11 protein-coding genes are annotated in these 13,848 nt (G+C 75.9%); 10 read left to right on the top strand and 1 reads right to left on the bottom strand.

Translation table 11 applies throughout. The annotated features are described in order from the left end of the window. Nucleotides 1-11 precede the first annotated feature (11 nt). The 10 genes from CELF_RS11810 (at nucleotide 12) to CELF_RS11765 (ending at nucleotide 13,015) form a co-directional block, all read left to right on the top strand. Nucleotides 12-968 carry an AAA family ATPase gene (locus tag CELF_RS11810; RefSeq protein WP_013771491.1) on the top strand — a complete coding sequence of 319 codons (957 nt, stop codon included), beginning with the start codon at nucleotides 12-14 and terminating at the stop codon, nucleotides 966-968. A gap of 2 nt (nucleotides 969-970) precedes the next feature. Continuing rightward, the gene (locus CELF_RS11805) at nucleotides 971-2,119 is read left to right on the top strand and encodes a DUF58 domain-containing protein (protein ID WP_013771490.1); all 1,149 of its coding nucleotides are present in this window, start codon (nucleotides 971-973) and stop codon (nucleotides 2,117-2,119) included. Next, the gene (locus CELF_RS11800; RefSeq protein ID WP_013771489.1) at nucleotides 2,116-4,548 is read left to right on the top strand and encodes a transglutaminase-like domain-containing protein; all 2,433 of its coding nucleotides are present in this window, start codon (nucleotides 2,116-2,118) and stop codon (nucleotides 4,546-4,548) included. The genes CELF_RS11805 and CELF_RS11800 overlap by 4 nt, the downstream gene beginning before the upstream one ends. Nucleotides 4,549-4,606: 58 nt before the next feature. Then, entirely contained in the window at nucleotides 4,607-5,851 is a 1,245-nt protein-coding gene (locus tag CELF_RS19540; RefSeq protein WP_013771488.1) for an RDD family protein, read from the top strand. A gap of 37 nt (nucleotides 5,852-5,888) precedes the next feature. Beyond that, nucleotides 5,889-7,313 (top strand): PQQ-binding-like beta-propeller repeat protein, encoded by a 1,425-nt coding sequence (locus tag CELF_RS11790; protein WP_126297759.1) that lies wholly within the window; start codon nucleotides 5,889-5,891, stop codon nucleotides 7,311-7,313. 55 nt (nucleotides 7,314-7,368) lie between these two features. Further along, nucleotides 7,369-8,871, top strand: coding sequence for an outer membrane protein assembly factor BamB family protein (locus tag CELF_RS11785; protein ID WP_013771486.1), 1,503 nt, complete (start codon nucleotides 7,369-7,371; stop codon nucleotides 8,869-8,871). Nucleotides 8,872-9,068: 197 nt separating this feature from the next. After that, on the top strand, nucleotides 9,069-10,814 hold the full coding sequence (gene leuA / locus CELF_RS11780; protein WP_013771485.1) for a 2-isopropylmalate synthase: 1,746 nt from the start codon (nucleotides 9,069-9,071) through the stop codon (nucleotides 10,812-10,814). Nucleotides 10,815-10,901: 87 nt separating this feature from the next. Beyond that, on the top strand, nucleotides 10,902-11,633 hold the full coding sequence (gene recO / locus CELF_RS11775) for a DNA repair protein RecO (RefSeq protein ID WP_013771484.1): 732 nt from the start codon (nucleotides 10,902-10,904) through the stop codon (nucleotides 11,631-11,633). A 180-nt stretch (nucleotides 11,634-11,813) separates the two neighbouring features. Further along, on the top strand, nucleotides 11,814-12,605 hold the full coding sequence (locus CELF_RS11770) for an isoprenyl transferase (RefSeq protein ID WP_041554216.1): 792 nt from the start codon (nucleotides 11,814-11,816) through the stop codon (nucleotides 12,603-12,605). Between the two features lie 50 nt (nucleotides 12,606-12,655). Next, the gene (locus tag CELF_RS11765; protein ID WP_013771482.1) at nucleotides 12,656-13,015 is read left to right on the top strand and encodes a VOC family protein; all 360 of its coding nucleotides are present in this window, start codon (nucleotides 12,656-12,658) and stop codon (nucleotides 13,013-13,015) included. Between the two features lie 170 nt (nucleotides 13,016-13,185). Here the strand turns inward: CELF_RS11765 and CELF_RS11760 are convergent, their stop codons facing one another. Then, nucleotides 13,186-13,761 carry a DedA family protein gene (locus tag CELF_RS11760; protein ID WP_013771481.1) on the bottom strand — a complete coding sequence of 192 codons (576 nt, stop codon included), beginning with the start codon at nucleotides 13,759-13,761 and terminating at the stop codon, nucleotides 13,186-13,188. Nucleotides 13,762-13,848 lie beyond the last annotated feature (87 nt).

Below are 13,848 nucleotides of genomic sequence, written 5' to 3'. Positions count from 1 at the left end.
ACCCCCACACCATGACCCCGGAGCAGAGCGCCTGGTTCGCCGAGACCTTCGACGCGCTCGTCGCCAACGTCGGGCAGGCGCTGCTCGGCAAGGACCACACGGTCCGCCTCGCGCTGACCGCGATGCTCGCCGAGGGCCACCTCCTGCTGGAGGACGCGCCCGGGACGGGCAAGACGTCGCTCGCCAAGGCGCTGGCCGCCACCGTGCAGGGCACGCACCACCGCATCCAGTTCACGCCGGACCTGCTGCCGTCCGACGTGACGGGCGTGACGATCTACGACCAGGGCACGCACAAGTTCGAGTTCCACCCCGGTCCGGTGTTCGCGTCCGTCGTGCTCGCCGACGAGATCAACCGCGCGTCGCCGAAGACGCAGGCCGCGCTGCTCGAGGTCATGGAGGAGGGCCAGGTCACCGTCGACGGCGTGACGCACTCGGTCGGCCGCCCGTTCATGGTCATCGCGACGCAGAACCCGATCGAGCAGGCGGGCACCTACCGGCTGCCCGAGGCACAGCTCGACCGGTTCCTGCTCAAGACGTCGCTCGGCTACCCGGACCGCGCGTCGACCATCGAGATCCTCGCGGGCGCACGCGACCGCACGACGAACCTCACGCCGCGCATCACCACGCAGGCCGTGGGGACGATGGCGGACCTCGCGCGCACCGTGCACATCGACGAGGCCGTGCTCGACTACGTCGCCCGGCTCACGGAGGCGACGCGCGCGGACGCGCAGACGGCCCTCGGCGCGTCGGTGCGCGGCGGGCTCGCGCTCGTGCGCTGCGCGAAGGTGTGGGCCGCCGCGGCGGGCCGCGAGTACGTGCTGCCGGACGACGTGAAGGACCTCGCGCAGCCCGTCCTCTCGCACCGCCTCGTGCTCGACACCGAGGCGGAGTTCGCGGGCGTGCGCGCGACCGACGTCCTGGACCGCATCCTCGAGACGACGGCGCCGCCGGTCCTGCGGGCAGTCTGACCGTGGCGCTGCGCATCTCGCCGCTCGGCTGGGGGGCGGCCGTCGTCGCGGTCGTCGGCCTCGTGCTGGGCCGGTGGCTGGGCTGGGCGGAGGCCGCCGCGCTGGGTGCGGCCCTGACCGGTGTGCTCGTGGTCTCGCTGCTCATGACCCTGGGCCGGTCGCGGTTCGCGGTCACGCTCGACATGGCCGACCGCCGCGTGAAGGTGGGGGAGCGGGCCGTCGGTCGCGTCGAGGTCCGCAACGGCGGTCGCCGCCGCTCGTTGCCCGCGACGATCGAGCTGCCGGTCGGTGCGGCCGTCGCGGAGCTCGCCGTGCCGGGCCTCGGCCCGGGCGTGAGCCACGACGAGCTGTTCGCGATCCCGACGGCCCGCAGGGCCGTCGTCGTCGTCGGGCCCGTGCGGTCCGTGCGGGGCGACCCGCTGGGCCTGGCTCGCCGGGCCGTGCGCTGGACGACGCCGGTCGAGCTGTTCGTGCACCCGCTCACCGTGGGCCTCACGGGGTCGGGCTCGGGTCTGCTGCGCGACCTCGAGGGCCAGTCGACGCGCGACCTGTCCGACTCCGACCTGTCGTTCCACGCGCTGCGGGACTACGTCGCGGGCGACGACCGCCGGTACATCCACTGGCGCACGACCGCGCGCCGCGGCAGCCTCATGGTCAAGCAGTTCGAGGACACGCGGCGCACGCAGACGGTCATCGCGCTCGGCACGGACCCGCGCGACTACCGCGACGAGGACGAGTTCGAGCTCGCCGTGTCGATCGTCGCGTCCCTCGCGGTGCAGACGATCCGCGAGCAGCGCGACATCGCGGTGCTCGCCGGACCGGGTGCGCTGCGCGTCGAGACGCCGCCGCTGCTGCTCGACGACTGCTCGCGGCTCGTGCTGCAGGACGGCGGCGCGGGCGTGGCGCTGCTGGGCCGGCGCGTCGCACGCGAGACGCCCGACGTGTCGGTCGCGGTCCTCGTCACGGGCTCGCGCCCCGACGACGCGACGCTGCGGCTCGGGGCACGGCACGTGCCCGCGGGAACCCGCACCGTCCTCGTGCGCTGCGAGCGGGACGCCGAGGTGGCGGTCCGGACGCAGGGTCCGCTGAGCCTCGCGACCGTGGGCGCGCTGAGCGACCTGCCCCGGATGCTGCGGCGGGTGGTCGCGTGAGCACCGCCACGGCGCCCGCACCGCCGCCCGCCCCGGCGGCGCCCCCGCGCGTCACCCGCGCCCGCGCTCCCCGTGCCCCGGGAGGCACACGCTCGACGACCGCACGGGCCGTCGACGTCGCCTGCCTCGTCGGCGTCCTCGCCCTCGTGCTGTGGCCGCTGCTGGCGGTGTACGGCGGTCTCGCCGCGCTGCCCGCGATCGCGGGCGGTCTCCTGCTGGGCACCGGCCTCGCGGTCGGAGCCGCGGCCCGCCGCTGGTCGGCGGCCGTCACGGTCGCCGCCGTGACGCTCACCTACCTGGTCGCGGGTGGCGCGCTCGCCGCGCCGACGACGACCCTCGCGGGCGTCGTCCCGACACCGGCGACGTTCGTCGAGCTCGCGCGCGGGACGACGGCGACCTGGAAGCAGGTCCTCACGCTGCAGCCGCCCGTGGGCACGAGCGGCGCGCTGCTCGTCGCGGCCTACCTGCTGGCTCTCGTCGGCTCCGCGACCGCGGTGTCCGTCGCCCTGCGCGTGCGCCGCCCCGCTCTCGCGGCGAGCGCGGCCGTCGTGCCGCTCGTGGTCCTCGTCGTGGTGGTCGTCCTCGGCACCCGGGCACCGCAGCCGCCGCCCGCCGTGACGGGCACCGTCGCCGCGCTCGTGCTGCTGCCCTGGGCGGCCGCCCGGGCTGGTCTGCTGCGGCCGCGCCGCGTCGTGGCGCTCGGTGCGCTGGGCGCCGTCGCCGCGGCAGGCGGCCTGCTCGGTGCCCCGGTCGTCACCGCCGACACCCCGCGCTACGTCGTGCGCGACGAGATCGTGCCCCCGTTCGACCCGCGCGACTACCCGAGCCCGCTGTCGGCGTTCCGGCACTACGTCAAGCTGGCCGAGGACACGACGCTGCTCACGGTCGACGGGCTGCCGGACGGGGCACGCGTGCGGCTCGCCACGATGGACCGCTACGACGGCGTGGTGTGGAACGTCTCGAGCGACGGCTCGGCCGGCGCGTCGGGCGAGTTCCGCCGGGTCGGTGACGCCCTCGAGCCCACCGTCGAGGGCGACCGCGCGCAGGTCGAGGTCGAGGTCGGCGCGCTGACCGGCGTCTGGCTGCCGACCGTCGGCCAGGCCACCGGGTTCGACCTGGGGCAGGACACGGGTGACCTGCGGTACAACGACGCCACGGGAGCCGCCGTCCTCGTGGGCGGTGTGCACAAGGGCATGCGGTACGAGGTCGACGTGGTCGTTCCGCGGGTCCCCGAGATCGCGGAGATCGGCGGCGCGGCGCCCGCCTCGGTGACGCTGCCGGAGGTCGTCGGCGAACCCGACGCAGTGAAGGTCACGGCACCGGACGTGGCGCGTGACGCGGGCCGTCCCGCCGAGGTCGCCGAGGCGCTGACCACGTGGCTCGCCCAGGAGGGCTACTTCAGCCACGGTGTCGCGCCCGAGGACTACCCGTCGCTGTCCGGGCACGGTGCGTTCCGCATGACGCAGCTCCTCGGCGGCGGGCTCATGGTCGGTGACGGCGAGCAGTACGCGTCGGCGCTCGCCCTGCTCGCCCGCGAGATGGGCCTGCCGGCGCGTGTGGTGATCGGGTTCGTCCCCGAGCCGTCGCAGGGGCCGGTCGAGCTCACGGGCGCGGACGTGCAGGCGTGGGTGGAGATCGCGTTCGCCGGCCACGGCTGGGTGCCCTTCGACCCCACGCCGCCGCCGACGCAGACCCCGGAGGACGACCAGCAGAACGCGCCGTCGCAGCCGGACCCGCAGGTCGTGCAGCCCCCGCCGCCGCCCCCCGAGGCGGTGACCCCGCCCGACGAGGACACCGAGCAGCCGAGCACGGACGACCCGACCGACGACGACGGGCGGTCCGCCCTGTGGCGGCGCATCGCGACGGTCGCCGGGGCCGTGGGCATCCCGCTCGTCGTCCTGCTGCTGCCGTTCCTCGTCGTCGGGCTGCTCAAGGCCCGTCGACGCCGTCGCCGCCGCCAGCACCGGGACACGGTCGTGCGGTTCGCCGGCGGCTGGGACGAGGTCCTGGACCACGCGCACGACCTGCGCCGGCCCGTGCCGCCGTTCGCGACGCGTCAGGAGTCAGCGCTCGTGCTGGCGTCCGCGTTCGGCGAGGACCCGCACGACGCGCAGGCCGCCGCCGGCGTGGCCGCGGGGGTGCGGGCGCTCGCCGGCCACGCCGACCGCGCCGTGTTCGCCCCGGGAGCGCCGAGCGAGGCCGAGGCCGCGGCGTACTGGCAGCGCGTCGAGGAGGCCCTCGCCGCGATGACCCGTACCGTGGGCTGGCGCAGCCGGCTGCGGTCACGGCTGTCGACCGCGTCGCTGCGGGCACGCCGCCGCCGGACCGCCGAGGCACCCGCCGGGCGTCCCCGGCCAGACCGCGTCGACCGGGGCGACCGCGGCGGCCGGCCGCGCCGCGGCGGTCGCCGACGATCCCGTACGGGCTGAGTCCCGGGCGCGCCCGCGCCGCTCCACCGCACCACCCGCCCGACCCGAGGAAGTCCACGTGCAGCCCGACCCCGCGCCCCGTCCCGCGCCGCCGCCCCCGGTCGTCGACGAGCCGCCGGCCGGTCTCGGGCGGCGGGCCGCCGCCGCGGCGCTCGACGCCATGGTGCTGCTGGCCCTCGGCGGCTGGCCGGTGCTGGTGTGGTGGTCGGCCGCCGTGCGTGCGGTGACGTCGGGTGAGCCGGTGCCCACGCCGGGCCTCGCGGAGCTGCTCGCCGCGGCCGTCGTGGTCGTCGTCGCGCTCGCGCAGTGGATGCTGCACGGGCAGAGCGGCGCGACGCTGGGGCGGCACGTGGTCGGCATCCGGACCCTCGACGTGGAGACGCGCGAGCCGCTCGGCCTCCCGCGCGTGCTGCTGCGCTCGCTCGTCGTGGCGGCCGGCGCACTGGCGTGCGCGGTGGGGGCGCTCGTCGTCCTCGCGTCGCCGGCGTTCGACCGGACGGGCCGCCGGCGCGGGTGGCACGACCTCGCGGCGCGCGACGAGGTGCTGCTCGTGCGGCGCCGTCCCGCGCACCGGCGCGACCCGGGTGACGACCTCCCGCACCGCCCGCAGGACGCCGCGGAGGTCCCGCAGGCCGTCGTCGCGCCGGAGCCGGCTCCCGTCACGTCGCCCGTGCGGGTGCCGCGGTGGGCGGCCGACGGGTCGGGCACCGCGCAGCTGTCGGCCTGGTTCGAGGGCGGTCCCGAGCCGGCTCTCGTCCTCGCGCCGCTCGCGCCGGCACGCAGCGGCCCGGACCTCGACACGCGCGCGATCCCAGTGGTCGTGGGTGCCGCGACCGCGGTGCCGGCCCCGACGGCCCCGACGGCACCCGCGACGGGCCTCGACCCGGCGCTGGAGCTCACGCGCCCCGCGCCGCCGCGGCGGGACGTGCGTGCCGAGCCCACGACACCGCTCGCGGCCCCCGCGACCGCGCTCGTCGAGCTGAGCGACGGACGCCGGCTGACGATCGAGCGCACCGCGCTCGTCGGTCGCAACCCGGCCGCGGTCTCCGCCGTCCAGCTCGTGCGCGTCGTCGACCCGGCCCGGTCGGTCTCGAAGACGCACCTGCAGATCGGCGTGGAGCACGGGGGCGTGTGGGTCGCGGACCGGGGCTCCACCAACGGCACGGTCGTGACCTTGCCCGACGGTGCCCAGGTCGTGTGCCAGGTCGACCACCAGGTGCGCCTGCGGGTGGGTGCCACGGTGTCGTTCGGAGACTGCTGGTTGCGGCTCGTTCGGGCCCCCGGGACGGCCTCCACGTCCTAGAGTCGTGCCCATGGCGGGCAGGCGCTCCGCTGCGAGGATGCAGCTGGTGGAGGTCGACGAGGCACCCGTCGCGATGCCCTCGTCCGAGCCGCTGACCAGCCCGGACGCGCCGGAGCCGGGCGCCGTCCCTCCGCGCGGCGGCGCGCTGCGCGTGGTCCGTCGGTGGTGGCCCGTCGGCGCGGCGGTCGTGCTGGCCGCCGGGGCGGTCGTGCTCGTCGGCGTGGCCCGCGACCGGGCGTTCGTGGAGCGGGTCGGTTCGGTGCCCGGCCTCGTGCGGCCGCTCGCGGACGTGCCGCAGGAACGCTGGAGGGCGCCCGCGTCGGCCGACGTCGGTGCCGTCGTCGCGGCAGGGGACGCGCTCGTGCTCGTCTCGGAGCGGGACGGCCGCTGGGTCGTCACGGCGCACGACGCGCACGACGGTGCGGTGCGCTGGTCGCTCGACGCCGCACCCGTGCAGCGCTCGGGCTTCGAGAGCAGCCTGGTGCGCTGCCCGTCGTCTGGCGAGGACGTCGGCGCGCTCGTCCTGTGCCTCGTCACCGAGCCGCGGGTCGTGTACTCGGACGACGCGTCGATCCAGGAGCCGGCGCACACGCACGTCGTCGCGCTCGACGCGGCGACGGGTGCGGAGCGGGGCACCTGGGAGCTGACGGACGAGCTGCTGAGCGCGGACCGGCGTGGTGACGACCTGGTGGTCGCGACCGTGGACCGGGACGGGCACGTGCTCGCCGAGCGGCGCGAGGGCACCACGGGCGAGGCGCTGTGGTCGTTCCGCACGCCCGACGTGCTGGACTCGGCGCTGCTCGGCCGGGTGGTCGACGCGTGGACCGAGCGCGGCGTGCTCGTCCTCGAGGGCGTCGTCACGCACGTGCTCGACGTGGACGACGGCGCGGTCCTGACCGTGGGCGGCCCGTACCGCGACCCGCAGGTCGTGGCCCTGGACGAGGGCTACGCGACGTGGGCGACGGTCGGCGGCGGCGAGGTGCACGGTGCGGACGGCGAGGTCCGCTTCCCGGTCGCCGGCCTGCCCGAGCGGTTCCACCTCGACGACGGGTCCGCGGGCGACGTCCTGGTGGTCGACGAGGGCCCGAACCTGCGCGGCGTCGACGCCGCCTCGGGCGAGCCGCTGTGGAGCACGCCGACGATGCTCGACGTGCGGGCCCGGGTCTCGGACCGCCTGCTGCTGGCGGGACTGACCCGCTTCGGCGTCCTGGACCCGCGCAGCGGGCGGCTGCTGTGGGTGTCCGACGCGGGCGAGCCGGCGCCGTGGCAGCCGCTGACGGACGGTGCGCTCGTGCTCGCGCCCGGGCAGGGCGTCGGTGGGGACCCGCAGCTCGTCGGGCTCGGCCTGGACGACGGCGTGAAGTTCTGGTCGGTGGACCTGCCGCCGGGTGTGCAGCGGGTGGACGGGTTCGGCGGGCACCTCGTCGTGCGGACCGCGGACGAGGCGGTCCTGCTGTCCTGACCGGCCTCCGGTCACCCCCTCGGCCGCGAGGGAGCGGCGGCGTTACCGTGTGCCCATGGGCGCGGTCGGCTCCGGCCCGGTGCTCGTGCACGTCCCGGTCGACGAGGTCGACGGGACGGGCGGGACGAGTGCGGCCCGGACCCCGTCGGCGGCGCAGCGGGTGGTGCGCGTCGCGGGCGCCTGGGCGGGGTGGCGGTCACGACGTCCGTGGCTCGCCGTCGCGGCGCTCGTCGCGGTCGTCGTGGTGCTGACGGGCGCGCTCGTCGCGACGCCTCGGCTCGTGACGGCCCACGAGCGGGCCACGGTGCTCGGGCCGGCGGCGTTCGACGGGGCGATCCGGTCGGCGTCCGCCCCGCCGCAGGTGCGCTGGACCGCGCCCGTCGACGTCATGGTGCCGCCCCTGCTGGTGGGTGGGACGGTGGTCGTCGCCACGGGTGCGGGGGCCGACCGACGGGCGCTGACCGGTCTGGACGTGGTGACGGGTGCGGTCGCGTGGTCGGTGCCGCTCGGCGCGGACCCGGTCCCGCACGAGGTGCGGTGCGTGCCGGTGGGGGCGCTCCTCGCGTGCGCGCTCGCACCCGGGCCGGGGCGCGTCCTCGCGCGCTCGGGGTCCCGACCGGAGCCCGTGCAGGACGCCGCGCTGCTGCTGCTCGACCCGGTGAGCGGTGCGGTGCTGCGACGCGCAGAGACCCCGGGACAGGTCGTGTCGCTCGCGACGGCACCGGAGCTGGGCGAGGACGTGGTGCTCGCCTCGGTCGCCTCCGAACGCCTGACGATCCGGCGCCTCGACCCGCGCACCGGGGAGGTCCGGTGGCGCGCGGAGCGTCCGTCGTCGTTCCCCGCGGCCGCGACGTCGCGCGTGCGGCTGGCGCTGGGCGGCGGGCTGGTGGTCGCGAGCGCCGAGGGCAGCACGGTCGTGGTGCGCGCCGCGGACGGGTCGCGGGTGCCGGCGCCGGCCGACGCGTCGGGCACGGACGAGACGTTCCTGCGGCCGGACGGGACGCTCGTGCGGACGCGCTACCGCCTCGAGCACGTGGGCGTCGACGTGCGCTCCGACCTGTCGACGGGCGAGGGGGCGCCGTGGCTCACGGTGCGTGGCGTGCCGGTCGAGCCGGCGGTGTCGGACGGCTCGTCGGGCCTCGTGTTCGCGTCGAGCTCGCTCGCGGGGGGACCGCTGACGGGCCGCGTGCGGGCGTACGCGCCGGGCGTGCCGAACCCGCTGTGGCACGCGCTCACCCCGGCGCGCGAGATCGCCGCGGACGTGGACGGCCGGGTCGTGCTGCGCGCCGCGGGTGCGCTCGTCGGGCTCGACGCGGCCACGGGCGAGGCGGTGTGGCGCCGGACGTTCGGGCTCGGCATGGGGTCGGTGTTCAGCGACGGCCGTCTCGTGGTCGTGCAGCGCACGACGCCCGACGAGGGCGCGGTGCTCCTCGCGCTCGACCTGCAGGACGGCCGGACGCGCTGGGTGGCGGACCTGCCGGCGGAGTCGCGCGCGGTGCACCGCCTGGGCGCGCACCTGTACGTGACGACGGACGACACGCTCGTGGCGCTGCGCTGACGCCCCCGCCGCGGCACGGAGCCGTCCGGTACGGTCGTGGCTGCGCGGCGGCTCGCGCCGGGGGGAGTAGTGTGGCGGCGTGCTCGCACGCACCCTCCTCCTTCGTTGCCGCGGCGAGGCCCTGTAGAGGCCGCATCCTCGTCGCGGTGTCCTGTGCGCCGGCCGCCAGCCGAACCGCCACGAAGGAGCATCACCCCATGAGCTATCTCGAGACGAGCCCCCAGCAGCCGTCGCCGATGCCGGTGCACAAGTACCGGCCGTTCCACGAGCAGATCCGCGTCGACCTGCCGGACCGCACGTGGCCCGACCGCCGCATCACGCAGGCGCCGCGCTGGTGCGCGGTGGACCTGCGCGACGGCAACCAGGCGCTCATCGAGCCGATGAGCCCCGCGCGCAAGCTCGAGATGTTCGAGCTGCTGGTGCAGATGGGCTTCAAGGAGATCGAGGTCGGGTTCCCGTCGGCGTCGCAGACGGACTTCGACTTCGTCCGGATGCTCATCGAGGAAGGGCGCATCCCGGACGACGTCGTCATCCAGGTGCTGACCCAGTCGCGCGAGCACCTCATCGAGCGCACGTACGAGGCGATCGCGGGCGCGAAGCAGGCGATCGTCCACCTGTACAACTCGACGTCGACGCTGCAGCGCGAGGTCGTGTTCCGGTCCGACGAGGACGGCATCGTCGACATCGCGGTCTCGGGCGCCCGGTTCTGCAAGAAGTACGAGGAGCTCGTCCCGGACACCGAGGTGTTCTACGAGTACAGCCCCGAGTCGTACACCGGCACCGAGCTCGAGTTCGCGGTGCGGATCTGCAACGCGGTGCTGGAGGAGCTCCAGCCGACGCCGGACAAGAAGGTCATCGTCAACCTGCCGGCGACGGTCGAGATGGCGACGCCGAACGTCTACGCCGACTCGATCGAGTGGATGAGCCGCAACCTGCGGTACCGCGAGAACGTGATCCTGTCGCTGCACCCGCACAACGACCGTGGGACGGCGGTCGCGGCCGCGGAGCTCGGCTACCTGGCGGGCGCCGACCGCATCGAGGGCTGCCTGTTCGGCAACGGGGAGCGCACCGGGAACGTGTGCCTGGTGACGCTCGGCATGAACCTGTTCAGCCAGGGCATCGACCCCCAGCTCGACTTCTCGGACATCGACCACGTCCGCCGCACCGTCGAGCGCTGCAACCAGCTGCCCGTGCCGGAGCGCCACCCGTACGGCGGCGACCTCGTCTTCACCGCGTTCTCGGGCTCCCACCAGGACGCGATCAAGAAGGGCCTGGCGGCCATGGAGGCGTCGGCCGCGCGGCAGGGCAGGTCCGTCGACGACCTCGTCTGGGCCGTGCCGTACCTGCCGATCGACCCGAAGGACGTCGGGCGCTCGTACGAGGCGATCATCCGGGTCAACTCGCAGTCCGGGAAGGGCGGTATCAGCTACCTGATGAAGTCCGAGAAGGACCTCGACCTCCCGCGCCGCCTGCAGATCGAGTTCTCCCAGGTCGTGCAGCGGCACACCGACGAGCACGGCACCGAGGTCACCGCCGACGAGCTGTGGCGGATCTTCGAGGACGAGTACCTGCCCGTCGAGCCCGGCTCCGGGATCGCCCCGTGGGGCCGGCTGCGGCTGCGCGGCACGCGCGCGACGAGCGAGGAGGGCGGCGTCGACTCGCTCGTCGTCGACCTCGTGGACCGCGGCGAGGAGCGCACGATCGAGGGCACCGGCAACGGACCGGTCGCGGCGTTCGTGGACGCGCTGCACACGCTCGGCGTCGACGTCGCGGTCCTCGACTACGCGGAGCACGCGCTGTCGGCAGGTGGCGACGCGTCCGCGGCCGCGTACGTGGAGTGCGCGATCGGCGACCGCATCCTGTGGGGCGTGGGCATCGACCCGTCGATCACGACGGCGTCGCTCAAGGCGATCGTCTCCGCGGTCAACCGGCACGAGCGCTGACCCCGCAGGCGTGAGCACGCAGGGCCGTCCGGCGCGTCCGGGCGGCCCTGCGCGCGTCGTGTCGGACCCGCGGGGGAGAATGACCCGGTGAGCCTCTACCGCGACGAGGCGATCGTGCTGCGCACCCACAAGCTCGGTGAGGCCGACCGCATCGTGACCCTGCTGACGCGCAGCCACGGCAAGGTGCGCGCCGTCGGCAAGGGCGTGCGCCGCACGTCGTCGCGCTTCGGGTCGCGGCTCGAGCCGTTCATGCACGTCGACGTCCAGCTCTCCACGGGCCGCTCGCTCGACATCGTCACGCAGGCCGAGACGCTCGGCGCCTACGGGCGCCCGGTGTGCGAGGACTACACGCTCTACACCGCGGGCACCGTGATGCTGGAGACGGCGGAGCGGCTCGTCGAGGCCGAGCACGAACCCGCGCTGCAGCAGTACTGGCTGCTCGTCGGTGCGGTCCGGGCGCTCGCGGGTCGCGAGCACGCGCCCGGCCTGGTGCTCGACTCCTACCTGCTGCGCGCGCTCGCGGTCGCGGGCTGGGCGCCGTCGTTCACGGACTGCGCGCGCTGCGGCGAGCCCGGGCCGCACCAGGCGTTCGCCGTCGCGTCGGGGGGAGCCGTGTGCGGGGAGTGCCGCCCGCCGGGTGCCGCTGCGCCCGCGCCCGAGACGTTCGCGCTGCTCGCCGCGCTGCTCGCCGGGGACTGGGCGGTTGCCGACGCGAGCGCCGAGCGGCACCGCGGCGAGGGCAACGGCCTGGTCGCCGCGTTCTGCCAGTTCCACCTGGAGCGCCAGCTCCGTTCGCTCCCGCTGGTCGAGCGCGTCTGACGAGCGACGACGACCGGCGGCGAACCGTCCGTCGTCGGCCGCGCCACGTGCGGCGCAGGACCACGGACGGTGCGGTCGCGGGACCGCCCGGCCCGCACGGACGTGTCGGAACCGTGCTCGCCGCGTCGCGGGGTCGTGACATCGGACCGCGGTGCCCGCGTCGCGCGGCAGAATGTGCGCGTGCCGAACCCCGTGCCCCCGTACCCGCACCCGTCCGGGGCGCGCCCCCCGGCGATCCCGAAGCAGTTCGTGCCCCGGCACGTCGCCGTCGTCATGGACGGCAACGGGCGGTGGGCGAACGCGCGCGGGCTGCCCCGCACGGAGGGGCACCGGGCGGGGGAGGCGTCGCTGCTCGACGTCGTCGCGGGCGCGATCGAGATCGGCGTGGAGCACGTGAGCGCGTACGCGTTCTCGACGGAGAACTGGTCGCGCTCGCCCGACGAGGTGCGGTTCCTCATGGGCTTCAACCGCGACGTGCTGCGGCGCCGGCGCGACCTCATGCACTCGTGGGGCGTGCGGGTGCGCTGGGCGGGCCGCCGGCCGCGGCTGTGGCGGTCGGTGATCGCCGAGCTGGAGGAGGCCGAGCGCCTCACGAAGGACAACACGACGTGCACGCTGACGATGTGCGTCAACTACGGCGGCCGGGCGGAGATCGCGGACGCGGCGCAGGCCATCGCGCGCGAGGTCGCCGCGGGTCGGCTGAAGCCCGAGCGGGTGAACGAGAAGACGTTCGCGCGGTACCTCGACGAGCCCGACATGCCGGACGTCGACCTGTTCCTGCGGTCGTCGGGGGAGCAGCGCACCTCGAACTTCCTGCTCTGGCAGGCCGCCTACGCCGAGCTCGTCTTCCTCGACGAGCCGTGGCCCGACGTGGACCGGCGGCACCTGTGGCGCGCGGTGGAGACGTACGCGCGCCGGGACCGGCGGTACGGCGGTGCGGTCGACCGTCCGGGGGCGTCGCCGCAGTCGTGACCTGCGGGGACGGGCAGCCAGGTGTCGGTGGCTGCCGCTACGGTGCCCGCATGACGATCTCGCCCGCGATGGTGACCTTCGACACGCTCGACGCGACCTCCCTGGCCGGCTGGTGGGCCCGGCAGACCGGCGGAACGGTCCGCGACGACTCCGACGGCTGGTACGTCATGGTCGCGCCGACGCGGCCCGGCGGGCCCGTGCTGGCCTTCCAGAAGGTCGAGGATCCGACCCCGGGCAAGAACCGGGTGCACGTGGACCTCACGGCCGACGACCGTGACGCGGAGGTCGAGCGGTTGCTCGCGGACGGTGCGAGCCTGGTCGCGCGGCACGAGCACGAGGGCTTCGTCTGGGTCGTGCTGAGCGATCCCGACGGCAACCAGTTCTGCGTGTCCCAGGCCCACTCCGCCTGACGCCACCGGGGCGGGCTTCGCTGCGCGCACCGCCCGACGCCGTCGGTCGGCTCGCGCGCGCCGGGGGAGCGCTCGCGCTCGGTCCCTCGGGCGTCGTCGCGCGCGCTCCGTCGGTCAGGTGTCGTCGCGCGCGCTCAGTTGCTCAGGTGTCGTCGCGCGCGCCCGGTCGCTCAGGCGTCGTCGCGCGCGTCGGTCGTGCCCGTGGCTGCGGGGACCGGGGCCGTCGGGCGCCGCCGACGGCGCGCGAGGACGACGCCGGCCGCGCCGACGGCGAGCAGAAGGGCGACGAGGACGCCGGGCGACGCGACGAAGAGGCGCACGGCCGCCCAGAGCGCGCCGAGCCCGATCGTCGCCCAGATCACCGCCCACGCGAGGGCACCCGGGACGGACGCGATCGTGAAGGACGCGTAGCGCATGCGCACGATCCCGGCGGACGCGAACACCGCGGTCTGCACGCCGACGGTGAGGTACGCGACGGTGACCGCGACGGGCCCCCAGCGCTGCACGAGCCGCATCCCGTGGTGCGCGGCGGGCGAGTCCGTCCACCGCTCGAGGCGCTGCACGGCAGAGCGCCACCACCCGAAACCCCGTTCGGAGCGCTGCACGGCCTGGGCGCCGCGGGTCACGCCCCGACCGGCCCAGTACGTGGCGTGCGAGCGGGCCATCACGATGAGGAACAGCGCCGCGACCGCGATCCCGAGCGGTGCGCCACCGAGCCCGTACGCGCTGAGCGGGTCGCCGTCCACCCCGCGATCCTAGGCGAGCGGGCCGCACGCCCCGGCCCGCGCGAGCGGTCGCGCTGGGAAGGCCGGGCGGCGCGCGGGCCGCGCGGG

Source organism: Cellulomonas fimi ATCC 484 (assembly GCF_000212695.1).
Lineage (GTDB): Bacteria > Actinomycetota > Actinomycetes > Actinomycetales > Cellulomonadaceae > Cellulomonas > Cellulomonas fimi.
This window is presented reverse-complemented; position numbering and strand designations above follow the sequence as displayed.

Excerpts from the sequence above, each read along its gene's own strand:
- CELF_RS11810 (WP_013771491.1), top strand. The coding sequence starts at position 12 with ATGACCCCGGAGCAGAGCGCCTGGTTCGCCGAGACCTTCGACGCGCTC.
- CELF_RS11790 (WP_126297759.1), top strand. The coding sequence starts at position 5,889 with ATGCAGCTGGTGGAGGTCGACGAGGCACCCGTCGCGATGCCCTCGTCC.
- CELF_RS11785 (WP_013771486.1), top strand. The coding sequence starts at position 7,369 with ATGGGCGCGGTCGGCTCCGGCCCGGTGCTCGTGCACGTCCCGGTCGAC.
- leuA (WP_013771485.1), top strand. The coding sequence starts at position 9,069 with ATGAGCTATCTCGAGACGAGCCCCCAGCAGCCGTCGCCGATGCCGGTG.
- CELF_RS11765 (WP_013771482.1), top strand. The coding sequence starts at position 12,656 with ATGACGATCTCGCCCGCGATGGTGACCTTCGACACGCTCGACGCGACC.